The 24575-nt window shown below is 63.5% G+C and carries 20 protein-coding genes; 13 read left to right on the forward strand and 7 right to left on the reverse strand.

Annotated features, from left to right (window positions below; all coding sequences use genetic code 11):
* The first annotated feature begins 186 nt into the window (after positions 1-186).
* The 4 genes from IVB40_RS10250 (at position 187) to IVB40_RS10265 (ending at position 4927) form a co-directional block, all read left to right on the forward strand.
* Positions 187-1080 (forward strand): methyltransferase domain-containing protein, encoded by an 894-nt coding sequence (locus IVB40_RS10250; RefSeq protein WP_247818799.1) that lies wholly within the window; start codon positions 187-189, stop codon positions 1078-1080.
* A gap of 112 nt (positions 1081-1192) precedes the next feature.
* On the forward strand, positions 1193-1951 hold the full coding sequence (gene mddA, locus IVB40_RS10255) for a methanethiol S-methyltransferase (protein ID WP_247818800.1): 759 nt from the start codon (positions 1193-1195) through the stop codon (positions 1949-1951).
* A 411-nt stretch (positions 1952-2362) separates the two neighbouring features.
* On the forward strand, positions 2363-3538 hold the full coding sequence (locus tag IVB40_RS10260; protein WP_247459900.1) for a helix-turn-helix transcriptional regulator: 1176 nt from the start codon (positions 2363-2365) through the stop codon (positions 3536-3538).
* Between the two features lie 180 nt (positions 3539-3718).
* Positions 3719-4927 carry a multidrug effflux MFS transporter gene (locus tag IVB40_RS10265; protein WP_051462638.1) on the forward strand — a complete coding sequence of 403 codons (1209 nt, stop codon included), beginning with the start codon at positions 3719-3721 and terminating at the stop codon, positions 4925-4927.
* Positions 4928-4996: 69 nt separating this feature from the next.
* Here IVB40_RS10265 and IVB40_RS10270 read toward each other — a convergent pair whose 3' ends face one another.
* On the reverse strand, positions 4997-5347 hold the full coding sequence (locus IVB40_RS10270) for a RidA family protein (RefSeq protein WP_247818801.1): 351 nt from the start codon (positions 5345-5347) through the stop codon (positions 4997-4999).
* 328 nt (positions 5348-5675) lie between these two features.
* On the opposite strand from IVB40_RS10270, the gene IVB40_RS10275 reads away from it, so the two are divergent.
* The gene (locus IVB40_RS10275; RefSeq protein WP_247818802.1) at positions 5676-7997 is read left to right on the forward strand and encodes a molybdopterin guanine dinucleotide-containing S/N-oxide reductase; all 2322 of its coding nucleotides are present in this window, start codon (positions 5676-5678) and stop codon (positions 7995-7997) included.
* A gap of 81 nt (positions 7998-8078) precedes the next feature.
* On the opposite strand, the gene IVB40_RS10280 is transcribed toward IVB40_RS10275, so the two are convergent.
* Positions 8079-9062 carry an AraC family transcriptional regulator gene (locus IVB40_RS10280; RefSeq protein ID WP_247818803.1) on the reverse strand — a complete coding sequence of 328 codons (984 nt, stop codon included), beginning with the start codon at positions 9060-9062 and terminating at the stop codon, positions 8079-8081.
* Positions 9063-9415: 353 nt separating this feature from the next.
* On the opposite strand from IVB40_RS10280, the gene IVB40_RS10285 reads away from it, so the two are divergent.
* Positions 9416-12298: a winged helix-turn-helix domain-containing protein gene (locus tag IVB40_RS10285; protein WP_247818804.1), complete on the forward strand. Its 2883-nt coding sequence runs from the start codon at positions 9416-9418 to the stop codon at positions 12296-12298.
* Positions 12299-12348: 50 nt separating this feature from the next.
* Here the strand turns inward: IVB40_RS10285 and IVB40_RS10290 are convergent, their stop codons facing one another.
* The 4 genes from IVB40_RS10290 to IVB40_RS10305 all read right to left on the reverse strand — a co-directional run bounded on the left by IVB40_RS10290 (position 12349) and on the right by IVB40_RS10305 (position 18003).
* The gene (locus IVB40_RS10290; RefSeq protein ID WP_247818805.1) at positions 12349-13305 is read right to left on the reverse strand and encodes an alpha/beta hydrolase; all 957 of its coding nucleotides are present in this window, start codon (positions 13303-13305) and stop codon (positions 12349-12351) included.
* 141 nt (positions 13306-13446) lie between these two features.
* A complete protein-coding gene (locus IVB40_RS10295; protein ID WP_247459885.1) occupies positions 13447-14148 on the reverse strand; it encodes a type 1 glutamine amidotransferase domain-containing protein in 702 nt (233 codons plus the stop codon).
* A 185-nt stretch (positions 14149-14333) separates the two neighbouring features.
* Complete coding sequence (locus IVB40_RS10300) at positions 14334-15041, reverse strand: hypothetical protein (protein WP_247818806.1); 708 nt, start codon at positions 15039-15041, stop codon at positions 14334-14336.
* 118 nt (positions 15042-15159) lie between these two features.
* Positions 15160-18003, reverse strand: coding sequence for a winged helix-turn-helix domain-containing protein (locus IVB40_RS10305; protein ID WP_247818807.1), 2844 nt, complete (start codon positions 18001-18003; stop codon positions 15160-15162).
* A 335-nt stretch (positions 18004-18338) separates the two neighbouring features.
* On the opposite strand from IVB40_RS10305, the gene IVB40_RS10310 reads away from it, so the two are divergent.
* The 7 genes from IVB40_RS10310 (at position 18339) to msrA (ending at position 23792) form a co-directional block, all read left to right on the forward strand.
* Complete coding sequence (locus tag IVB40_RS10310; RefSeq protein WP_247818808.1) at positions 18339-19010, forward strand: sensor histidine kinase; 672 nt, start codon at positions 18339-18341, stop codon at positions 19008-19010.
* 33 nt (positions 19011-19043) lie between these two features.
* Complete coding sequence (locus tag IVB40_RS10315; protein ID WP_247436287.1) at positions 19044-19769, forward strand: VOC family protein; 726 nt, start codon at positions 19044-19046, stop codon at positions 19767-19769.
* A 259-nt stretch (positions 19770-20028) separates the two neighbouring features.
* Positions 20029-21342 (forward strand): epoxide hydrolase family protein, encoded by a 1314-nt coding sequence (locus IVB40_RS10320; RefSeq protein WP_247436290.1) that lies wholly within the window; start codon positions 20029-20031, stop codon positions 21340-21342.
* Positions 21343-21403: 61 nt separating this feature from the next.
* Positions 21404-22252, forward strand: coding sequence for an enoyl-CoA hydratase/isomerase family protein (locus IVB40_RS10325; RefSeq protein WP_247818809.1), 849 nt, complete (start codon positions 21404-21406; stop codon positions 22250-22252).
* Between the two features lie 108 nt (positions 22253-22360).
* On the forward strand, positions 22361-22783 hold the full coding sequence (locus tag IVB40_RS10330) for an OsmC family protein (RefSeq protein WP_027566489.1): 423 nt from the start codon (positions 22361-22363) through the stop codon (positions 22781-22783).
* Between the two features lie 23 nt (positions 22784-22806).
* On the forward strand, positions 22807-23247 hold the full coding sequence (locus IVB40_RS10335) for a cupin domain-containing protein (RefSeq protein WP_247818810.1): 441 nt from the start codon (positions 22807-22809) through the stop codon (positions 23245-23247).
* Between the two features lie 29 nt (positions 23248-23276).
* On the forward strand, positions 23277-23792 hold the full coding sequence (gene msrA, locus IVB40_RS10340) for a peptide-methionine (S)-S-oxide reductase MsrA (protein ID WP_247402597.1): 516 nt from the start codon (positions 23277-23279) through the stop codon (positions 23790-23792).
* A 49-nt stretch (positions 23793-23841) separates the two neighbouring features.
* Here msrA and IVB40_RS10345 read toward each other — a convergent pair whose 3' ends face one another.
* On the reverse strand, positions 23842-24558 hold the full coding sequence (locus IVB40_RS10345; protein WP_247818811.1) for a TetR/AcrR family transcriptional regulator: 717 nt from the start codon (positions 24556-24558) through the stop codon (positions 23842-23844).
* Between the last annotated feature and the right edge of the window lie 17 nt (positions 24559-24575).

Consider the following 24575-nt stretch of genomic DNA (forward strand, 5'->3'; position numbering starts at 1 on the left):
TTCACCGTGGCGGTCCCCGCGCTTATACGGGGCTCATGAACGAACTGCCAACCAATCGATTCCTCCACGTTTCCTTGAGACGCTGTCCAGACGGTGCGGCGGACGCATGACCGGTTGCGGGATGGAAAAGCGGGGCGCCAGGACTGGGTTCCGGGCAGCAACTGCGAGCAGACGGACACCTCGATCATGAGCATCGCGCAGGCTACCCAAACTGTCACTCCGTATATCGATTTCTGGAACGCGGTGCTGGTTCCGAAATTCAACGCTTGGCGCCACATTCTGGCCGGCGGCCTTCACCTGCACAGCGCGATAGTATTCCCGTCGCTGCCGATCAGAACCGGCGACAGCGTCCTGGATGTCGCATGCGGCTGGGGCGACACCGCGATTGAACTTGCGCGGCGCGTCGGACCCGCCGGATCCGTCCTCGGCCTCGACTGTTGCAATGGCTTCCTCGACGCAGGTCGCGCAGATGCGAAGGACGCGGGGATCACAAATCTCAGGTTTCTCGAAGCGGATGTTCAGACCTATCCGTTTGAGCCGGTACACGATTTCTGCTTCTCCCGCTTTGGAACCCAGTTCTTCGAAGATCCGATGGCTGGCTTGAGCAACATGCGACTTGCGCTCAAGCCGGGCGGACTGATGACGATGATTGTGTGGCGCGAACGGGCGGACAATCCGTGGCTTACACTTTCTAAGGAGGTACTGCTTCGTTACCTGCCTCCCGTCAGGGAAGACGCCGCAACCTGTGGCCCCGGACCGTTTTCGATGACCAATCCGGAAGCCGTGACCCGGCAATTGATGATTGCCGGCTACAGCGACATCAGGTTCGAACGGATCGATGCCGAAGTCCGGGTCGGGCGAGATCTCGATGAAGCGGTCGCGTTTCAGCTCGCGATCGGTCCCGCCGGGGAAGTCTATCGCGAAGCCGGTCCGGAGGCTGCTCGTCTGTTTGATACGCTGGTGGCGGCCTTGAAGGACGAGTTGAAACAATTCGTCCGCTCCGAAGGCGTGATGATGAAATCGAGTTCCTGGATGGTGACCGCGCAAAATTCGGCGCCACCGCCCGCCCCAATACGGTGATGTAGCCGCGCCGATCGCCGCTCGAAATCTCGTACCAGTAGGCTCCTACTGCGCGGATGCCGGGATGAGACCAACTGACGCAAAAACCTCGAAATCTGTGGGAGAAAAATTCATGGCGGGTCTGGTTGCCGTTCTCTACGGCATTGTCGCTTACGGTGTCACGCTCGTCGCGTTGCTCTACCTCATCGGTTTCACCGGCAATCTGATCGTTCCGAAGTCTATCGATTCCGGATTCGCCGGTCCTTTCCCGGCAAGCATCGTCGTGGATGTGCTGCTGATCGGACTGTTCGCGGTCCAGCACAGCGTGATGGCGCGTCAGGGCTTCAAACGCTGGTGGACTCGCATTGTGCCGGCTTCGGTCGAGCGCAGCACCTACGTGCTGTTCGCCAGCTTCGCACTGCTGTTGCTGTACTGGCAGTGGCAGCCGATCCCCAGGCCGGTCTGGACCGTGAACGACCCGGTCGCAGCGGGGGCGGTCGACGCCATCTTCTGGCTGGGTTGGGTCGTGCTGGTGGCCAGCACGTTTTTTCTCAGTCATTTCGAGTTGTTCGGCCTCAGTCAGGTGTTCATGCGCCTGTTCGGTAAACAGCCCTCGGAAGCGACATTTCGCACGCCGATGCTCTACCGGTATGTCCGCCATCCGATTTATCTTGGCATACTGCTTGCGGTCTGGGCCACGCCTGCGATGACGGTCGGTCATCTGCTCTATTCGCTTGGCATCACCGCCTACATTCTGATCGGCATTCGGTTGGAAGAGCACGATCTGGTCCAGCAATTCGGCGACCGGTACCGCCGCTATCGTCAGCACGCGGCCATGCTCGTCCCGCTTCCAGGCCGAAGAGTCGTTGCTTCCGAGGACGCCGACATCTGACCCAAGGCGCTCGTCAAGACAGGCCAATCAGTCAGCAAGCAGGGTGGATTGAAAGAGCCTGGGCACAAGCTATCCGCGACTGGCACTTGCTGGGCAGGCCTTGATTGCCGCGTCCGCGCCAAGTGTCGCGCTATTTGGCGGGGTTCCAGGGCGGCGCGTTGTCCGTTCGCAGCCGTATCGCACGGGCGGGGCGGCGTGCGCATCGCGTTCTGATCAACTCATTTTCAACCTGAAGCGTCCGGCCAAGATGTCACCGATCGCACTGATCATCCTCCATTTGAAGGATGGCCGATATTCCCCGCGGCCCCGATGGGACACGATCAAAATGATTTGAGCGCGACACCGGCTCGATATCAGCGGAAAAGCTTAAAGTTGTTTCATAGCTATCCTCATACCGGGGCGCGTCGTCGAATGAACAGGGTTTCACATCCGCGGTCGGCTTCGGAATCGTCGCAAGACAATTCAGATGATCAGCAGCAACTGAGCGACCTGATCAGCGTCATCTACGATGCCGCAATCGATCCCTCTCGTTGGGAAGACGCCATCGTCAGCATCGTGCAATTCGTTGGCGGCGCGGGAGGCGGGCTGTTCTGCAAAGACATTGGTGTTCAACACGCCACGGTGCCCCATCGCTTCGGATTTGACGTGCCGTTGCGGGTCGAACTTTTTCGGCAGATTTATTCCTCCGCGGAGGGTCACTTTCTCGGTGACCTCGAACAGCCGGTCGCGACGACCGATTTGATGTCCTTCGCAGCACTCACCCAGAGTGAACTATACCGGCAGTGGGCCGAGCCCCAGGGGCTTGTCGATTTCGTCAGCGCGGTTGTCGACAGAACCACGGTCAGCACAGCCATTTTTGGGGTCTTCCGCCACCGGCGAAATGGGATCGTAGACGAGCACGCGCGCCGGCAAATGAGGCTGATAGCGCCGCATGTCAGGCGTGCCGTCGTGATCGGGAAGATGTTCGAGTTCAAGGCCGCTGAACTCGCGACGTTCGTTGACACGTTGGACGGGCTCGGTGCCGGCATGTATCTCGTCGATCCCGGTGGACGTCTCATTCACGCCAATACGGCCGGGAATGCCATTCTCGACGCCCGCGATATTTTGAGTTCGGTGGGTGGGCGGCTGGTCGCCAACGATCCGCAGATCGATCGCACCCTACGAGATGTCTTCGCCACCGCGGGGCAGGGCGATGCCGCACTTGGTATAAGGGGCATCGCGGTGCCGCTGACCGGCAGGGAGGGCGACCGCTATGTGGCCCATGCATTGCCGCTCACGTCAGGCGCGCGTCGGCGGGCCGGTATTGTTTACACCGCCACGGTGGCCTTGTTCGTTCGCAAGGCGTCGCTGGCCGTCGCTTCTGTTCCCGGAGCCATCGGCAGCGCGTTCAAGCTGACGCCGACCGAGCTTCGCGTGTTGCTGGCCGTCGTCGAGGTCGGTGGCATTCCCGAGGTTGCTATGGCGTTCGGGGTCGCGGATAGCACGGTTAGGACGCATGTCAGCCGGTTGTTTGAAAAAACAGGGGCCGCGCGCCAGGCGGATCTCGTCAAGCTGGTTGCAGGCTATACGACGCCGCTGGCCGAATAGGAGAGAGGTCGCTCGCTGCAGCACCCAGAAGCAGCAAATATTTGCGCGCTCCTCCCACGTTCGCAGGACGACACCCAAGCAGCGGTTGTTCAGGATGGCATGCGTCCCGCCGGCACGCAGTGGGGTAGGTGATCAGGCGTCCCTGCCTCGCCGCATCTGGACAGGAGTTGGGAGCGCAGCATGTCCATTGACGTCGAGGGCACGGTTTCTGCGGCGGGGCATGGGCGTAAAGCAGGGGCGGCGGCGCGCAGAATAGTGATTTGTGCCCTGGCGGCGACAGGCATTCTTGCAACCAACATCTTCTTGCCTTCGCTGCCGGTCATCGCGGCCGATTTGCATGTATCCAGCGCGGCGGTCACGTCGGCTTTCACGATCTTTCTGGCGATTTTCGCCATAGGGCAATTGATTGCCGGCCCGCTGTCGGACCGGTTCGGGCGACGCATGCCGATCCTGATAGGACTCGGAATTTTCATCGCCGGTACGATCTGGTGCGCTTTCGCGCGCGATCTATCGAGCCTGCTGATCGGCCGATCGATGCAGGCTTGCGGCGCATGTGCGGCTTCGGTGCTTTCACGTGCGATCGCCCGGGATCTGTTCGATGGCCAGGCACTTGCAAAGGTCATGGCGTCGATCACAATGGCAACCGCGGCCGCCCCAGGCTTTTCACCGCTGCTGGGGAGTGTGCTCGATCTATTCTTTGGCTGGCGCTCGGAATTTGCCTTTGTCGCGGCCTTCGCGCTCTGCACGGCTTTGGCCTATGCGACCTTCGTCGGCGAAACCAATGACGGCGCGCGTCGTTCTCTGAACCCGCTCAAAATTGCCGGGGCCTATCTGGAGCTTGTTCGGGATCGCCGGTTCGTTGCGCCTGCTAGAACCGCTGGACTGGTGATGGCCGGTCTATTCGCGATTTTCTCCAGCGCGCCGCGGGTGCTGCTCGAATTGTTTGGATTCTCGCCAATCACACTTGGTCAGCTATTTGCGGGCGTCGTCTTCCTGGTGTTTGCGGCCGGCATGCTGGCGCCTAGGCTATCGGCGCGGGTTGGTACCTGCCGTGCGACGTCGGTCGGTTTGGGATTAACCGTCCTCGGAGGCGTCGGGCTGCTTTGCGCGGTGCTGCTCGCGAACGGCGCGCTGCTGCCATTTCTGTTAGCGGCTTCCGTCTTTCTGTTCGGCGTCGGAGTGGTGAGCCCGCTGTCGAGCGCGGCAGCGCTGTCGCCGTTTGGCAGCAAGGCCGGTATCGCCGCAGCCCTGTTCGGATTCTCGCAAATGGCGGGCGCTGCATGCGGTGCCTCTCTCGCGGCGATTGTCGCCAGCGATCCGGCCGTCGGGCTAGGTATCGTGCTGACAGCAACGTCGCTGGTGGCGGTTATCCTTCACAAGCGGCGCTAATCTGACGTGGATCTTGCCGAGAACAAAATGGGTTTGGTGTGAGGTTCTTTGCGGCGCCTTGGCATGCCACTATCGTCGAGCGGCGACGGCTGTGATCTCGAGTTTGACACCGGGACCGAGATCGGCCACGCCGATTGCGGCGCGCGCCGGCAGATGAGCTTGTGCAAAATGCGCCTTCCAGGCCGCATTGAACTCTGCCTTTTCCTTGAGGCTGGTCATATAGATGGTTACCTGCAAGACGTTGCTCAGATCGGCTCCGAGGGTCTTAAGCAATTGCGCCAACTGCCCGAGGACGTCGTTTGCCTGGCCCGACATATCGAGGCTCGTGTCCTCGGGGACGATGCCACCGATGTAAAGCACGCCATTGTGCTCGACTACTTCGTGGAGCAGACCTTCGTAGGGCAAGACGCGCTTGATCATGATGGGACCGATGTTGCTGTGTGACGGGCCGGGATATCGCACATTTCAATGTTAGTGTCGCCGCAAGAGATCTCGTGCCAGGTCTTGTCGGAAGACGGACCTGCACAGCTCCGAATGCAGACGGCTAACGCGTTGAAAATAAAAGTACAAATTGCTCGAAAAATCGCCGCCGGTCGTCCATGCGAATGTTCGCCAATCTGTCTTTGCACGAGCGCCCGGCATATTCGCCGGCCCAGACCCGACGACATCGAAGAGCGGATCGCTATACTGCTACCCGGATGACATCGGTACGGCCGGGACCGCGCCGACCGGAACAAGGAATGCGACGATGGACGATACGATTGGCTTCCCCGACCCCGGCCTCGACCTCTCCGACGGTTTCAAGCCGCACACCTCGCATTGGGGCGTGTTCTCGGCACGTCAAGGCGAGGCCGGGCTCGAGGTCAGGGCCTATGCGGGCGATCCCGATCCGAACGGCATCATCGACAATTTTCCCGGCGCGCTGCGTCATCAGGCGCGCATCACCCAACCCGCGATCCGCCGCGGCTGGCTCGAACGCGGTCCCGGTCCGGACGATCGCCGCGGCCGCGACGAATTCGTCTCCGTCAGCTGGGAAAAGGCGCTCGATCTGCTCGGCGACGAGCTGGCACGCATCCGTGACACGCGCGGCCCCGGCGCGGTGTTCGGCGGCTCCTATGGCTGGTCGAGCGCGGGCCGCTTCCACCACGCCCAAAGCCAGGTGCATCGCTTCCTCAACGTCGCCTTGGGCGGCTATGTGCGCTCGGTGAACTCCTATTCCTCCGGTGCGTCCTCGGTGCTGCTGCCGCAGATCCTCTGCGGTTACGAGGACATCACCAAGCGCAACGTCACCTGGGAGCAGATCGCGGCTGATACCGACGTCGTGTTGGCGTTCGGCGGCATGGCGCTGAAGAACTCGATGGTCGCAGGCGGCTCGATCAGCAAGCACGTCGAGCGCGGCGCGATGGAAGCCGCGCGCCGCCGCGGCTGCGAGTTCATCCTGGTCAGCCCGTTGCGCGAAGACCTGCCGGTCGAGGCCGGCGCCGAATGGATGATATGCGTGCCCGGCACCGACACAGCGCTGATGCTCGGCATCGTTCATACGCTGGTCGCGGAAAACCTGCACGACCAGGCTTTCCTCGATCGCTACACCGAGGGATGGCCGGTCTTCCTGCGCTATCTCACCGGCGAGAGCGATGGCGAACCCAAGCACGCCGAATGGGCCGCCGCGATCTGCGGCGTCGACGCGAATACAATCCGCAAGCTGGCGCGCCGGCTCGCCGGCAAGCGTGCGCTCATCACCGTCTCTCATTCGCTGCAGCGCGCCGAGCACGGCGAGCAGCCGGTGTGGATGGGCATGGTGCTGGCGGCAGCGCTCGGCCAGATCGGCCTCTCCGGCGGCGGCTACGCCTATTCGTTGGGGGCGATCGGCTATTACGGCCGCCGCGTCAACGACGTGCCGGGGCCGACACTGGGGCAGGGCCGCAACGCTGTCCGCGATTTCATTCCGGTGGCGCGCATCGCCGACATGCTGCTCAATCCCGGCAGTACCTATCGCTACAACGGCGAGACGCGCACCTATCCGGATATCCGCCTCGTCTACTGGGCCGGCGGCAATCCCTTCCATCACCACCAGGACATCAATCGCTTGCGCAAGGCGTTTGCGAAAGTCGACACACTGGTCGTGCACGAGCTCGCATGGACTGCCACGGCCCGGCATGCCGACATCGTGCTGCCCTCGACGATGACGCTCGAGCGCGAAGACATCGGCTATTCCAGCAACGATCCTCTGATGGTCGCCATGCACCGGATTGCCGAGCCGTTCGGCCTTGCGCGCGACGACTACGAGATCTTTGCCGATCTCGCCGACCGTCTCGGCGCGCGCGAACCCTTTACCGAGGGGCGGACGTCACGGCAGTGGCTGGAGCATCTTTATGAGCCGACCCGCGCCTCGCTCGAAGCGCGCGGCCTGGAGGCGCCGAGCTTCGAAGAGTTCTGGCGGCGGGGCAGCTTGGTGGTGCCGCAACAGCCCGACGACGGCGGCCGGCTGCGCCGCTTCCGCGACGATCCCGTCAACCAGGCTTTGCCGACGCCGAGCGGTCGCATCGAAATATTCTCTGCCAAGATCGCGGGTCATGCCGATGCGGATTGCCCGGGCCATCCGGTCTGGCTGGAGAAGTCCGACATGCCGAAGCCGGGGGCGCCGTGCTTCCTGGTCGCCAACCAGCCAGTGACGCGTCTGCACAGTCAGCTCGATTTCGGTGGACATTCGCTTCAAAGCAAACATCGCGGCCGAGAGGTCGCGCGCATGAACCCGCAGGACGCAGACGCACGCGGAATCAAGCACGGCGACATCATTCGGCTGTTCAACGCGCGCGGCGCCTGTCTCGCCGCGGTTCACGTCACCGACGGTATCGCGCCCGGCGTGGTTCAGCTCCCGACCGGCGCCTGGTACGACCCGATGGACCCCGAAGACGACGCGCCGCTCTGCGTGCACGGCAACCCGAACGTGCTCACACGTGACGTCGGCACCTCGTCCTTCGCGCAGGGCTGCACCGGCCAGCTCACGACAGTCGAGGTCGAGAAGTTCACCGGCAATCTGCCGCCGATCCGGGCTTTCGATCCGGTGTAGAAAAAAAGGGGCCGCCCTGTGGGTGCAGGGACAGCCCCGAGTGGCTCGCAGGCCCGGGAGGATGAGGGCGCGAGCGAATGTTCACGCGGCTGCGCTGATCCAGTCTCTCTCCGTAGAAGGATGACGCGGCGGGAGTGCTTGGACCTCTCGCCGTTCGCCCTTGCTGGCGAGGCGCCAGCGTGCCGGGGATTGATCGCTGATGCGCTTGAACACGGTCGAAAAATGCGCCTGCGTGCTGAAGCCGATCGCAAGCGCGATCTCCGCCAACGGCCGGTCGGTGGTTGCCAGCAGCATCTTGGCATGCTCGATCCGGTGATTGAGAAGATATTCGCGGGGCCGGTAACCGGTCGCGACGCGGAACTGCGCCGCAAAGTGCATTCTGGACAGGCCGGCGACGTTGGCGAGTTCGGACAGGCTGATGCAGCGGTGGAAATGATCGGCGACATATTGCTCGACGCGCCGCAGTCGCCATTTCGGCAAGGCATTGACCCTGGCGCGTGGCAATTCCAGGCGCGCCAGATGCATCGCAAGGGTTTGACCGATGCAGCGCGTAAAATCGTGGTCCGCGGCGTCGCCAAGTTCGATTAGCGCCTTGGCAAGCTCGGCTGCGAGCGGATCGCGCAACAGGACGAGATCATTCAATCCCTCGGTCCCGGAAAATTGTGCCGGAAATTGGTCCGCGGAAATGTGAATGTGCAGGAAGGCGCATGGCGACTGGAATTGCACGGCAAGGGGCTTCGACGGCGCGGTGAGATACAGTGTGCCCGCGGTCATGGTCCCGTCGAAAATGACTTGGCGATCCCGGGTCAGTTTCGCCCGCGTGGTCTTGAGGGCGATGCCGACGAAATAGCGATCCTCAGGCGTCGTCGCTTGGTGCGACGAGGTGCTCCGCGGGTCTTCCCATCGCGAGATCGCGATGTCCTCTGCCACCGCGCCCGTGCGCGGATCGACCTGACGCCATTGATGCTCGCGAATGATCGCCTGTGTTGCCCGGGGGAGCTCGCAATCCCCCGGGGCGCCCGGAAATTCAATCCAGGCATCACCTGCCTGCAAATTGGTCAACATCGTTCGTCCTCTCCGGGCGTTCTCCGCTGTTTGCAACCAGCAAACGTGCAAAGCCCTGCTTTCCATGTTGAGAGGATAGGCGTGAGCTGATCTGCAAGCTCGTTAGTGGTGATTAGGATGTGTTAGTTTTTGTGGGAGCGCATCAGGTGCGGCATCCCGTCTCAGGAAGCGTCCTTTTTGTACAATTTATCAGATATTTGCGCATTCTCGATCCGACTCAGGAGAGCGCCGGACGTCGCGAGGAGATCGATGCGGCGGTGTGAGTTCCATGCGTTGCCCTCGCTGGACCTCGCATCGGTGCCGGGTATAGTCGCGCCGCATTTCGAAGGAGCGATCGTCAGGATGAGTCAGAAATGACCGAGCTCTCGGCAGGACATGGCCCCCGCGGCAGCGACGCCGCAACGATTCTGGATCTCGATGCCGTCGCGTTCGGGCCATTTTCGCTTCGGTCGCGGCTGCTGGAGAAGGATGGCTTGCCGGTCAGGCTCGGCAGCCGCGCGACGGATATTTTGCGCCTGCTGGTCGGTCGCGCCGGCGAAGTGGTCCCGAAGAACGAAATTCTCGGCTATGCGTGGTCCGGACTTTCCGTCGAGGAGGTCAGCCTGCGCGTCCATGTCGCGGAGCTGCGCAAGGTGCTCGGCGACGGAAAGGATGGTGCCCGCTACATCACCAACATCCCGGGCCGGGGCTATTGCTTTGTCGCGCCCGTGCGGCGTGGCGGGCGCGCGGAGGTGGCTACACCGGCGTCGCGTGTGCCTGAAAGGGCCGCGCCGCCACCGTCGCTACCGCGCCGATTGGACCGGATGGTCGGGCGGGAGGACGCCGTGGCCGAGTTGGCAGCGCGCTTGCTCCGCGATCGCTTCGTCACGCTGCGAGGGCCGGGCGGCATCGGAAAGACCACCGTTGCGACCGCGCTCGCGCACGAGATGTGCGATAGCTTCGACGGCAAGGTCCATTTCCTCGAATTCGGTCCGCTCAAGGACGGAGCGCTGGTCGCGAGCACGGTTGCAGCCGCGTTGGGCCTCGTCGTGCACCACGAGGACCCCTCGGCCAGCATCGTCAATTTCCTGCGCGGCCGCCGGCTGCTTCTCGTGCTCGACAGCTGCGAGCACGTCATCGAGGAGGTCGCGCGCCTTGCAGAAAACATCTACCGGGAGGCGCCCGGCATCGTCATCCTCGCAACCAGCCGCGAGTCGCTGCTGGTGGAAGGCGAGCAGATTTTCGAGCTCGTTTCGCTCCCTGGTCCGCCGCAGGGCACCCGTCTCAGTGCCGGCGAGGTGCTGGCCTATCCCGCCGTGCGCCTGTTCGTCGATCGCGCCGTCGCGGCGGGGCATCGCGACGACATCACCGACGAGGATGCCGAAGTCCTGGCCCGGATTTGCGGCAAGCTCGACGGCATCGCGCTGGCGATCGAGCTGGCTGCCGCACGTGTCGGTCTCTATGGACTGCGCGAGATGGCGGCGCTGCTCGACAACCGGCTGCAGCTCGAATGGCGCGGGCGGCGGACGGCGCCGCCGCGGCAGCAGACGCTCGGCGCTACGCTCGACTGGAGTTTCGGTCTGATCGGCGAGAGCGAGCGGATCGTATTTCAGCGCCTCGCCGTCTTCGCAGGTCACTTCACGTTGAAGGGCGCGATAGCAGTCGCGGCCGGGGCGGAGATGGCGGAGGATCGCGTCGTCGAGGCCCTGGAGCAACTCGTGGTGAAGTCGCTGGTTTCCACCCAGCCGGACGGCGCATCGCGGCGCTATCGCCTGCTCGACGCAACGCGTGCCTATGCCCTGCAGAAACTGGCCGACGGCGGACAGCTGGCGCAGATCGCGCATCGTCATGCTCTCTATGTTCAATGCACGCTCGAAGCGGGCATGAGGGACAAGGAGGGCAGCGATCATGCGTCACGTTTGCAGGAACGCGCGAGCCTGCTCGCCGATGCCCGCGCTGCGCTGCAATGGGCTTATGCCAACGACGACGGCGCCGGCTTGCGCGTGCCGCTCGCCGGCAGCTGCACAAGGCTGTTCGTCGAACTCAATTTGCTGAACGAGGCCCGCATCTGGTCCGATCGCGCACTCGCAATGCTGGACGAGGCCGACCGGGGCGGCGCATGGGAACTCGAACTTCAGTCGACGCTCGGTCACGCCTTCATGTTCACCGAGCGTAACAGCGAGCAGGCGGAATCGGCGCTCAGGCGCGGGCTGGAGATAGCGGAAGCGCTTTCCGATCACGCCAACACATTCAGGCTGTTGTCCCGGCTCAACATGTTCTACCGCCGGACCGGTCGCTATCGGCATCTGGTGCCGACTGCGCTTCACGCCGAGCGGATTGCCCGTGTGATCGGCGATACCGCGGGCATCGCCGGGAGCAAAGCGCTGCTCGGCGTGTCATATCACCTCGCCGGAGACCAGGCCGAGGCGCAAGCCCATCTCGACCAGGGCCTGCGCGACGACGCTGCGCTCCGCGGGACGCAACCTGGGCATTTCGCCTATTCACGCACACCGCAGATTCCGCTCGCGCGCGTCCTATGGCTGCGCGGCTTTCCCGATCGCGCGCTCGAATGCGTCCGGCCGCTCGTCGGCGCTTCGGCGCCGCATGACGTGGTCATGCATTGTATCGCATTATGCTGGTCCGCTTCGGTGTTCGGCTGGCTCGGCGACTGGTCGTCAGTCGAGGCCATGACCGATCGCCTGGCGGCGCATGCGAGCATGCAGGGACTCGTGCCCTACGAAGCCGTCGCGACGGGTTTTCGGGCACAGAGCATGATCGCCCGGGGCGAGGTGGCCGGCGGCGTCGACCTAATGCGGAGTGCGCTTCCACGCCTGCATGCCGATCGCTACGAACTCTATGCCTCGGCGTTCGCCGCGGATCTGTCCCAAGGTTTGGTCACGTTGGGACAATTGACGGAAGGCATTCAGGTTCTTCACGAATCCATTGCTCGGGTCGAGCAGGAAGGCGGCGCCTTCGACCTGCCCGAGCTGCTCCGCCTGCGCGGAGAGCTGGAGATCCTTGGCGGCAATCCCGACGCGGCCGAGGCGGATCTTGTCGCCTCGATCTCGCTTGCCGAACAGCAGGGCGCCTTGTCCTGGCGGCTGCGAGCCGAGATGTCGCTGGCGCGGCTTCGAATCCGGCAGCATGTACAAAATCCGCTCGCACAGCTCGCTCAAACCTATGCCCGGTTCTCCGAAGGTTTCGAGACCGCCGATCTCATTGCAGCACGGCATATGCTGAACGGGCCGGCGGCCTGACCAGATCGACACGACCGTGCCCTTCTCGCTGCTGAGCGCGCCACCAGTGCTCAACCCTTGTGTCCACCCAGCCGCGCCAGGAAGTCGCGGACAAGCGTAGCGATCTCGTCGGTGGCTTCATCTAGCGCGAAGTGGCCGGCTTCGAGGATGTGAACCTCGGCATCCGGCACATCGTCGCGATAGGACGTCGCGCCTGCGACAGTGAAGGACGGATCGTATTTGCCCCAGACCACCAGCGTCGGTGGCCGCGTCTGGCGCAACCAAGCCTGCCACTTCGAATAGGAGGCGACGTTGGTCCGGTAATCCAAGAACAGCGTGGTCTGAATCTCGGCCTGGCCGGGACGCGTCAGGAACGCGTATTCGTCGATCCAGGCGTCGGGGTCGTAGCGCTCGGGACGCGGACTGGAGCCGAGATGCCGCTGACGCGTCGCCTCCAGGGATGTGAAGTTGGCCTTGAGCGCCTCGAGCTCGCGTGCCGGATCGGCCCAGTACTTCCTGCGCGCATTCCACAGCGGGCTCAGCCCCTGCTCGTGCGAAACCGCGTTCTGGATGATGATGGCGCGAACGCGTTCGGGATGCGCCAGCGCCATGCGGAAGCCGACAGGACCTCCATAGTCCTGCATGAACAAGACGTAGTCCGTGAGGCCGAGCTTCGTTGTGAGCTCGCCCATTGCGGCGGCGATGTTGTCGAACGTATAGTTGAAATCGGACGGCAGCGGCGCGCTGCTGTTGCCGAAACCGGGATAGTCCGGCGCGATCAGATGATATTTGTCGGCGAGCAGCGGCATCAGAGGTTCCCACATCCGCGACGACGAGGGAAACCCGTGAAGCAGCAGCACCGTCGGAGCGTCGGCGGGCCCGGCCTCGCGGTAGAAGATCTCGAGGCCGCGGGTGTCGACCTTGTGATAGCTGATCGAGCGCCGGCTCGATCGCAGATCCTGCGCCGAGACCTGCACGGTCGCGCAGGCCAAAGCGGCTGATAGGGCAAGAGTGATTGGGATGTTCATGTCATCGCTCCGAATCCAGCATGTGGCGTGAAGATGTGTCGCAAGTGCCGGACATTGCGCTTGCTGCGGGGCATGCCTCCGGCCTGTCGGCGTCGAGAGGCCCGATTGCGGGCACCTCTCGTGATGTGCCGCATCCGGGAACTACGAAGCGCGTGCCAGCGGCTTGCCCTTCAGGGCGGCCAGCAGGGCCTGCGCGGCTGGACCCGAGGAGTGCGGGTTCTGGCCCGTGATCAAGAGGCCGTCGGTGACGACGTGAACGCCCCAGTTTGCCGTTTTCGAGAAGACGGCGCCGAGCTTCAGCATTTCGTCTTCGACCAGGAAAGGCACCACCTTGGTGAGGCCGACGTCCTCCTCTTCACCGTTGGTGAAACCGGTCACCTCCTTGTCCTGGACCAGTGGCTTGCCGTCGGGCGCCTTGACGTGGCGCAGCGCGCCAGTCGAGTGGCACACGACGGCGACTGTCTTGCCGGCGGCAAGGAAGGATTCGATGAGCTTGACCGAGTCCTTGTCCTCGGCGAGGTCCCACATCGGGCCGTGACCGCCTGGGTAGAAGACGGTGTCGAAATCTTCCTGCTTGACGCTGTCGAGGCGAACCGTCCTGTCGAGCTGGGCTTCTGCGTCGGCGTCGGCTTCGAAGCGCAGCGTCAGGTCGGTGCGAAATTCGGGCTCGTTGCTCTTGGGGTCGAGCGGCGGACGGCCACCCTTCGGCGAGGCGAGGGTGATCTCGGCCCCGGAATCCTTAAAGACGAAATAAGGGGCGGCGAGCTCCTCGAGCCAGAAGCCCGTCTTGCGCCCGGTGTTGCCGAGCTGGTCGTGCGAAGTGATGACCATCAATATTTTCATGACCGTTCTCCTTGAGTGCGTTTGCGGCGATGACGCACTCCATTGTGGCGGAGATGCGCCGAGCTGGATCTCGTCCGAGCACGTCACGTCGTTCGTTGCTCGCGATCCCAATCTGCACTCAAGGCCGGCTGTTGGCGCGTTATGTATTGTTAGACGTTGAGAGCACGGAGATGTCGCGCGTCCCGCTACTCGAAGACGGCGTCAAAGATCTCGACGTCCATCAGCACGGGCTTGGCGACCACGGTTCCGTCGGGCCGCAGCGTCTGCGCGCGTCGGAGCGTCGGCACCACGATGCCGCCGAAGCTGTCATGGGCCCAAGAGTAATGTGCGACTTTCATGCCGAACAGATCGTGGTCGGTCCGCCGCTGCAACGCGTTGTGGTCGAAATAGAAGATCTGCTCGGGCGCGAGCGTGATCAGGCCCGGCGGGAACTGCGCCCGCAACCGCCGCCATGACTCGTTGTTCTCCTGCCACGGCGGCAGTTCCTCCACCACCACGTCGGGATGGACGAGCAGGAATGGATTGGTCAGATAATTCCAAATCGCGACGCCGCAGAAGAACACGAGATGCAGTTCGTCCGCGAGCGCGGGCGAACCAGTCTCGGTGAACGCAAGGCTCGGATTGGGCCAGGTCCTGAGAATCTCACCCTCGAGGCTTTCGATCGTGATCGCGTCAGGTTGAAAAGAGCCAGAGTGTTCGCCTCCGGTGATGCCGGTGAAGCGGACCGACTGGGTGCGGATCGAGCCCTCCGCCGTCACGTCCTTGAATTCGCTGGCATGTCCGGTGCTGGAGAACAGCGTTCCGGCGACGGAGAGGTGAAGCGTGAACCGGCTCAAGCTATTCCAGCGGGCCATTCCGCCGCTGGCATCAATTACTTCGTCAAGAAGCGCCATGTCCCGCCATATCCACCATGAAGTGTCACCACCATGGCGGGGCGGATGCGGCTTGGCGTGTTAGAATTTGTTAGGAGTTGCGAGCGGATAGCCTTGCGGTATCCCATTGAAGATACTCTCAATTCAGCGCCGTAAGGAGCTCCCTGGCGGCGACGAGATCACGGGTCTGGAGGCCCTCCTGGTATCGTGCGACGAGCGGAGCGAGCAGGGCGCGGGCGTCTCGGGCTTTACCAGCTTGGCGCCAGACCCGGCCGAGACTGATGGCCCCCCGCAGCTCCCAGCCGAGCGCGCATTGGCGACGTGACAGATCGAGCGAGTCCCGGAAGCAGCTTTCGGCCTCCGCGGCCTTGCCCGACCGGGCGAGGATGTCGCCTTTGACCCTGAGCATCTCCGGCATGTCGAAGGATTCGCCATGATCGGGAATCTCGGCGATGGCATCATTGATGGTCTGCAAGGCTTCGCCGGCCTGGTTCTGGAAGGCGAGACCCTCCGCGAGCGCAGTCGCAAACACCGTCGTCATGATCCGGTGTCGCGTCGCGTACAGCGTGGCCTGGCTGCGGCGGAGGTGCTCGATGCCGGCGGCGACGTCGCCGCGGCGAAGCAGCAGCTCACCCTTCTGGCCGATGCCGACCGCGTGATAGGGCCCGAGGAAGTGCCGCGCGGAATGATCGATCAGCCGCTCGATCAGGATTTCCGCATTGGCCAGATCGCCGACCCACAGGAACACGTAGATGGTCCAGATCAAGGAAATACCGAGAGTAAGCGGCTGTTCGAGCAGCTCGGCTTCGCGAATGGTGTATCGCGACGCCTCGATCGCACGATCGGGCCGGCCGGTGAGCCAAAGCCCGCGTGCCAGCGCCACCAGTGCGACGATGCGGTCGTCATAGCCGAGATGACCGATATTCAGCCGCTGCGAGCCGGGATTATGCAACATCGCGCTCTCGCAGAGCTGCACTGCCTTGTCCTGGTTGCCGATTAAATGATGGGCGACCCCCAACATCCATTCGACGTTCAGCGTGCTGGCGGGATCGTTCAGCTTCCGCGCGACGCTTTCGCCCTGTTCACCGATTCCGAGTGCTCCGTGAAAATCCCCGACCCTGGTGAGGTAGATGTGTAATCCGCGCAGCAGCCAGAGCTGCCAGTGCAAATCCTGGAGCTCCCGCGCAAGCTGGAGACTGCGCGTGAATGCCGAGCGGACCGCTTCGGTATTGCCTTGCGTGAACATCGCGGAGACGCCGAGCGCGGCCTGCAAGATCATTTCATTGCGGCCATCCTCCGCGCTCGCGTCGAGGGACGCCAGCGCCTGCTGGGTCCAGCGGTAGCATTCCGTCAGCAATGTCAGCTCAAGGAAGAACTGGGCCGCTGACGCCGCCAGATCCACGCCGATCGTTCCGTCCCCGCCGTCCGAAAAGCTCCAGTTCAGCGCGGCCCGGACATTGGGCAGGTGGTCGGCATAGGGAAGAAAGCCGCCGGCACTCTGCATGCCCGTGGATTGGAGAGCGATGTCGCGCAGGAAGTCGCGAAAATATTCGGCGTGGGCGCGTGCGACGCGGTCCGCTTCGCCGTTCTCGACGAGCTTCTCCGCGACGAAGGCACGTGTGGTGTCGAGCAGGCGATAGCGCAGCCGCCGCTCCGCAGGCGAGGTCGCGATCAGCGATTTGGAAAGCAGATTGGAGATCGCCTCGGCGGCTTCTGCTTCGCCAATGCCCTGACAGGATGCGACCGCAAGCGCGGCTCCCAGGGTGAATGGCCCGACGAATGCCGACAATCCGCGCAGTGTTGCGCTTTCGGTTGCCGGCAGCAAATCATAGCTCCAGGCGAGCGCCGCACTCAGGGTGTGGTGCCGCGGGACGGCGGTGCGCCGCCCGCGCCACAGCAGCGAGAAACGGCTGTCGAGCAGAGAGGCGGTCCCGGCGATGCCATAGGCATTCACACGCCCGGCCGCGAGCTCGATGGCGAGCGCGATGCCGTCCAGCCGACGGCAGATATCGGCGACGAGCGGCGCATCCTCTTCGCTGAGCTCGAACTCGCTCAGGCTCTCTGCGATGCGTTCCACGAAGAGCTGAGTTGCAGGATAGGCAAGGATGTCGGCGATGCCGAGGCCGTCGCGCTGTGGCGGGCAATCCAATGGAAACAGCCGATGGACACGCTCACCTTCGGCGCGGAAAGATTCGCGGCTGGTGGCGAGAATATGCAGCTCGCCCGCTTCCCGGACGATGCGCTCGGCCAGAGGGGCGAGATCGTCGAGGATGTGCTCGCAACTGTCGAAGACCAGCAGCATCCGCCGGCTGCGCAGGAATGTCAGCAACCCCGGCATCGGGTCGTCGGAATTGACTGTCAGGCCCAGCGCGGCCGCAATCGTTCCCGTAACGAGCCGGGTCTCCCTCAGTGCGCCGAAATCGACAAAACACACCTGGCCGTCGAAGGCCTGGAGCTCGCGATGCGCGACCGCCAGTGCCACCGAAGTCTTGCCGATTCCGCCGGGGCCGACGATCGTGACGAAGCGATGCAAGGCCAGCTCGGCGGAAATTCTCTCGACCGCATCGTCCCGCCCGATCATCCTCGCGAGCGGCGAGGGCAGCGAGCGCGGCGCAGCAACGGGCAGGCTGGTCCGGCTCTCCGAAGGGGCGGCCTGGAGCAGCGCGGCCGTGAAGCAATAACCTCGTCCGGGGACGTTGACGACGTAGCGGGAGCCTTCGCCCGGATCGCCCAAGGCCTTGCGCAGTGTCGTGATGTGAAAGCGCAGGCTGCCTTCGTCCACATTCACGTCGGCCCAGACCCGCCGCATCAACTCACGCTTGTCCACGACCTCGCCGGCTCGCTCGGCGAGAAAAACGAGAATGTCGAGCGCACGGCCGCCGAGGTGAACCGGGGCGCCGTCCTTCTCGAGCAGCCGCGTCTTTGCGAACAGCCGGAAAGGCCCGAAAGCAATGGCCGAATCCTGGTCGTTAGTGTCCGGCACGTGCCAATCATTCCAGTGAAAGAGCTGAACTCTGCACTTTGATCTACCAGAAGGGAACCCTGAGTAAACTGGTCGAAAGTGGCGAAATCGCGTGGAGGGTGCCGGCAATTGGCCGGTCGCGCGCGACGATCCGTCGCAAATTGTACTCAAACGCGAGCATCTTGCGAAGCGATCGGGACAACCCGGCAGCGTGCTTGACCGACCAGCTCACGTTCGGAGTGCCCGTCGTCGTACCGCCATCATAACAGAATCTTGCAACGTCTAACGAGCAATGCGCACGAACTGCATCCAGTATCCGTTCCGAGTTTGGCGTTAATTCCAACGGGGAGGCTACGATGTCCGGTATCGATGCTCGGCCGAATGACGACGTCGTTCGATCTCAATTTGTAGCTAGTTTTGACGATCAGTCGCGTGACTGGGAGCTCGTGCTGCGGGAATCCCACCATCGGATGAAGAACACGCTGACGATACTCGGTGCGTCAGTCCGCCGCGATTTCACCAGAACGGGTACCAGGGACGTGTCGCTTGCAGCGGACCGGCTCGAGCGGCGCATCGTCGCCTTCGGCAGGCTCTATCAGCTCTTGTCCGACAATGACGACCATACGGCGATCCCGGTCGCGGCCTTCTTCGAAAACCTGTGCGGAGCGATTTCCGAGGCCGTGCTGGAGCCGGCGGGCATCCGCTGCGAGGCTGCGATCGAAAGCGGGACGCTGCCGGCGTCGCAATGCCATCGGCTTGCGCTGATGCTGACGGAGCTGGTGACGAACGCGGCCAAGCACGCCTTCCCGAACAGGAATGACGCACTGATCCGCATCGACATGGCCAATCGCGACGGCGCCTGGTTCTGCACGGTAACAGACAACGGGATCGGCGCGACCGGGCCGCTTCAGGGCACCGGCAGCCGGATTCTCGAAGGACTCGCACGCAGCATTCACGGCCGGCTGCAGGGCGAGGCGGGAGAAGACGGCACACGGGTTACCATCGTGATGCCGATCACAGCTGCTTGAAGCTCGTCTTAGATCCAACCCAGGGAGTTCGACATGGCCACTACCGAAATCGACCGCGACGCCGCGGCCAAGCTTTCCAACAAGCCTTCCAACAAGTCTACGAAGACGCCTTCGACATCGCCTAGCGTCGATCAGCGGCTCGAGGTGATCGTGATCCCGGTGTCCGATGTCGATCGCGCCAAGGCCTTCTACGCGCGTCTCGGTTGGCGACTGGACGCCGATTTTGCCTCCGGCGATGACTGGCGCGTGATCCAGTTCACGCCGCCGGGTTCGGCCTGCTCGGTGATCTTCGGCAGGAACGTGACGGCGGCAGCGCCGGGCTCGGCGCGAGGCTTGTACCTGATCGTCTCCGATCTGGAGGCGGCGCGAACGGATCTGCTCGACCGCGGCGTCGAGGTCAGCGCTCCATTCCACGGTGCCGGCGATGTTCACGCCGGGACCGACGAGCCTTATCTCTCCGGCAGCGTTCGGGTGAGCGGTGCTGACCCGAAGCGCGGCAGCTACGGCTCATATGCGTCGTTCAGCGATCCCGACGGCAATGGCTGGTTGTTCCAGGAGGTCACGACGCGATTGCCGGGACGGATCGCGGGCGGCGGCACGACATTCGCTTCACAGACTGCGCTGGCCGCAGCACTGCGCCGCGCGGCGGCGGCACATGGCGAGCACGAGAAGCGGGCCGGCGGGCACGATGAGAACTGGGCCGATTGGTACGCCGATTACATCGTCCGCGAGCAGGCGGGCCAGCCGCTGCCATCCTGAGCTGGACAGCACGGATTCTTCGACTGAGGCAAGCCGACGCGGCGCGTGATGAATGAGCTCATCGCGCGCTGTGTTGCTTTGGCGGTGCGCATCGCGGATCGCCGCTTGCCCTGCTCGGCGCGGCTCGCAACGGCTAACGCGGTCTAACAACCCATAACGAGCAAATTGCCAGGGCCTGCGCCAATCTCTCTGCATGACGAACCGAGGCGTTGATGTCGAATTCGGTCAGCGTCACCGACCAAAGCCAGGGAGATCGAACATGACCACGCAAGCACGTATCGACATTCTCAATCCAGACCGCCGTCAATTGTTGGGCCAGGCCGCGATGACCGCGGTTGCCGCAAGCGTATCGAGCTTGCTGCCGCTGCATTCCGCGAAGGCGGGCGTGAGTGGGGCGGTTCGCCCGTTCCACGTCAGCGTGCCCGAGCAGGATTTGCTAGATCTCCGCCGCCGTCTCGCGGCGACGCGCTGGCCCGATCGCGAGATCGTCGCCGATCAATCACAGGGCGTGCAGCTGACGACGGTGCAGCAACTCGTGAGCTACTGGCAGAACGACTACGACTGGCGCAAGATGGAGGCGCGGCTGAATGCCTTGCCACAATTCGTCACCGAGATTGACGGCGTCGACATCCACTTCATTCACGTTCGCTCGTACCACGAAAACGCGCTGCCGATGATCGTCACGCATGGCTGGCCTGGTTCGATCATCGAGCAGATGAAGATCGTAGGCCCGCTCACCGACCCCACCGCACACGGCGCGACGGCGGTGGACGCCTTCGATCTCGTGATCCCCTCGCTGCCCGGCCACGGCTTCTCCGGCAAGCCGACGGAGCTGGGCTGGGACCCCCAGCGCGTGGCGCGCGCCTGGATCGTGCTGATGAAGCGGCTCGGCTACAACCGCTATGTCGCGCAAGGCGGCGATTGGGGCAATGCCGTGACGGAGCAGATGGCGGTGATCGCGCCGCCGGAACTGCTCGGCATCCACACCAATATGCCCGCGACCGTTCCTGATGACATCGCCAAGGCGCTTCAGCCCGGCGGATCGCGGCCGTCGAACCTCTCGGCGGACGAGCGCTACGCTTACGATCAGCTCGATGATTTCTACAAGCATGGTCTCGGCTACGCGATCGAGATGTCCAACCGGCCGCAGACCCTCTATGGCCTGGTGGATTCGCCGGCGGGTCTCGCGTCCTGGATGCTCGACCATGATTCGCGCAGCACCGCGATGATCGCTCGGGTGTTCGACGGCAAGACGGAAGGGCTGTCGCGGGACGACGTGATCGACAACATCACGCTCTACTGGCTCACCAACACCGCGGTGTCGTCGGCGCGGCTGTACTGGGAGAACAAGCTGGTGTTCTTCGAGCCCAAGCAGATCAGGATCCCGGTCGCCGTCAGCGTCTTCCCGGACGAGATCTACGCCGCGCCGCGCAGCTGGACCGAGAAGGCCTATCCGAAGCTGATGCACTACAACCGCCTCGACAAGGGCGGCCACTTCGCCGCCTGGGAGCAGCCCGCATTGTTCTCCGCGGAAATGCGCACCGCCTTCCGACCGCTGCGTCAGTCGATCTGAGACCTGCGGGGACGCGCACTTCCGCGCGTTCCCTTCTTTCCCCACAGAGAGGAATGCAATCATGAACCGCCCCGAACGCACTTTCACGACGGACCAAATCCGCTTGGAACGTCGGCTGCCGTCGTATTGGCGCGTCACCTTCGACATGCTCCCGGTCAATATCTTCGGCCCCAAGCAACTTCCGCTTCTGGACGACGTCGTCACGGCGATCGAGACCGATCCTGAGGTGAAGGTCGTGGTGTTCGACAGCGCCGTCGAAGGCTTCTTCATCACACATTACGACTTCCTCGCGCCGCTCGAGGATTCGCTTCGTATCCCGCCCGGGCCGACCGGCCTGCAGGCACTGCCCGACATGCTGGTGCGTCTCAGCCGCGCGCCGGTCGTCTCGATTGCCTTGATCCGGGGTCGCGCGACCGGCGTCGGCAGCGAGCTGGCGCTCGCGAGCGACATGCGCTTTGCCAGCCGCGAAAAGGCGATTCTGTCGCAATGGGAAGTCGGTGCGGGCCTGGTGCCCGGCGGCGGGCCGATGGCGCGGTTGCCGCGCCTGATGGGCCGCGGCCGCGCGCTCGAAGTTCTGCTCGGCGCCGACGATATCCACGGCGATCTCGCTGAACGTTACGGCTATGTGAACCGGTCGTTGCCGGATGCCGAGCTCGACGGCTTCGTCGAGGCGCTGGCTATGCGCATCGCGTCCTTCGACAAGGAGGCGATTGCCGAGACCAAGCGCCTCGTCGACGTCGCGAGCCTGCCGCCGGATGTCGAGATCAAGCCGGAATGGGACGCGTTCCTGGCCTCGCTCAGCCGCCCCGCGAGTCAGACCCGCATCAAGGCGCTGATGTCGCGCGGCTTCCACCGCGCCGGTGACGTTGAGAACCGGCTCGGCTTCCACGTCGGACAGATTGGCGCCTAACGGAACCGCTGCGGCGTTCGGCCGGGCGGAACGGCGACAGGTGGTCGTGCCAATGTCGCTTTCGTCCGGTACCGAGCCCCGGTGCTGAATCAAACATGGAGAATTGAGATGATCCGCAAGGCAACAGCAGTCTGGAAAGGCACCGGTCGCGATGGCACCGGTCAGCTATCGAGTGAATCCGGCGTGCTCGCCGCGACGCCCTATTCGTTCAAGACCCGCTTTGAGAACGAGAAGGGCACCAATCCCGAGGAATTGATCGCGGCGGCCCATGCCGGTTGCTTCACCATGGCGCTGGCCTTCGGCCTGCAGCTCGCCGGCTTCACGCCTGACGAGCTCTCGACAGAAGCCGCGGTCACGCTCGAACCTGAAGGCAAGGGTTTCAAGATCAGCAAATCGGCGCTGACGTTGCGTGCCAAGGTGCCGAACCTCGATGACGCAGGTTTCGCCAAGATCGCCGGCGAAGCCGAGAAGAACTGCCCGGTGTCGAAGGTGCTCAACGCCGCAATCACGCTCGACGCCAAACTGATCTAGCTCAACACACCAGGACTGCCGTCATGCCCCGCCAACATCAGCCGGACGAAGACAGGTTCCGGGCCATTCTGCCCGAGGATATCGCATGGCAGCCGTTTCCGGCATTCCCGCCGGGCGCGCGGCTGGCCGTCATGGTTGGCCACCCCAGTGAGCCCGGGCCTTACGTAGTCCGGGTGAAAGTGCCCGGCGGCACCAGGCTGATGCCGCACAAGCATCCGGAGGACCGCATCTACACGGTCATGTCGGGTGTGTTCTACATCGGGCTCGGCGAAGGCTTTGATGGCGACAAAGTGAAGGCTTATCCGCCGGGCAGTGTTATCGTGCTGCCCGGCGAGACCTGGCATTTTCATTGGGCGAAGTCCGGCGAATACGTCACGCAGGTTTCCGCCATCGGCCCATTGGGCCTGGAGTATCACGACGACCATGATGACCCGCGCCTGCGTGCCATCGCAGAACAGCGGTAAGCATCTCAGCTAAACGGATGGAGCATCGAATGACAACGGAACGCGCAATTCTGGCCGGAGGCTGCTTCTGGGGCATGCAGGATCTGATCCGCAAGCAGCCGGGCGTGGCCTCCACCCGCGTCGGCTACACCGGCGGCACGGTGAAGAATGCCACCTACCGCAATCATGAAGGTCATGCCGAAGCGATCGAGATCACCTTCGATCCCGCCAAGACCAGCTTCCGGACCATGCTGGAGTTCTTCTTCCAGATCCACGATCCGACCACGCTCAACCGCCAGGGCAATGATTTGGGCACGAGCTATCGCTCGGCGATCTTCTATACGAGCGACGAACAGAAGCGGATCGCAAAGGACACGATTGCAGACGTCGAGGCGTCCGGTCTCTGGCCTGGCAAGGTCGTGACCGAGGTCGCGCCCGCGGGCGAGTTCTGGGAAGCCGAGCCGGAGCATCAGGATTATCTCGAACGCTATCCGGACGGCTACACTTGCCACTTCATCCGCCCCGACTGGAAGCTGCCGCGGCGCGGGGCTGCAGCGGCAGGCTAAAGCTGGTCGTCGCTATTGCCGGGTGGAGCCATGCCCGAAATCCGCGAGATCATCGCCGGCATCCGCAGAGCACATCGACCGCTTTTCGGGCCATCTCCCTCAGCTCGGAGCGGCGGGCGCCGGCACGGGCGCGAATGGCAATGGTGTGCATCGTGGCTGAAGCGAGAATGGCAAGCGCCGCCGGATCGGCGTCGCGCTTCAGCTCGCCCTTGTCCTGCGCGAGGCGGAAGCGGGCTTCGAAATCGGCATCTATCATGCGCAGTCCCGCCGCGACGCTGCTCCGGATCGCGGCATCTTCTGCGACTTCGGTCACCGCCGTCCCCACCACGAAGCAGCCGCGCGCGGTTCCCTTGCCGGAAAAATAGATCGACAGCGCCGCGTCATAGGCCAGCATCAGCGCTTCGTCCAAGGGATGGTCCCCGGCGAGAGCCTCACGCGTCGCGGCCAGGCTGATCTCCCAATAACGCGCGAGCGCCTCGAGATAGAGCGCATGCTTGTTGCCGAATACTGCGTAGAGGCTCGGCGGACTCATCCCGGTCGCGGCAGCGACCTTGTCCAGGGAGGTACCGGAATAGCCCGTCCTCCAGAACGTTTCCGTTGCCCGCTTCAAGGCCGTCTCTGCGTCGTAGGCCGGTGGCCGTCCCCGGCGGGCCGGGCTCGTTTCGCTCTTTTTCCGTGCCATGTCGTCAGAACCCCGGTTGCCACGTTCCACGCATATATTTGTATGGACCGTTATAAAAATCAAGGTCGCGCCCTTGATCACCACGTCGGAGTACAATATTT

It is taken from the genome of Bradyrhizobium sp. 40 (genome assembly GCF_023100925.1).
In the GTDB taxonomy this organism is placed as follows: Bacteria; Pseudomonadota; Alphaproteobacteria; order Rhizobiales; family Xanthobacteraceae; genus Bradyrhizobium.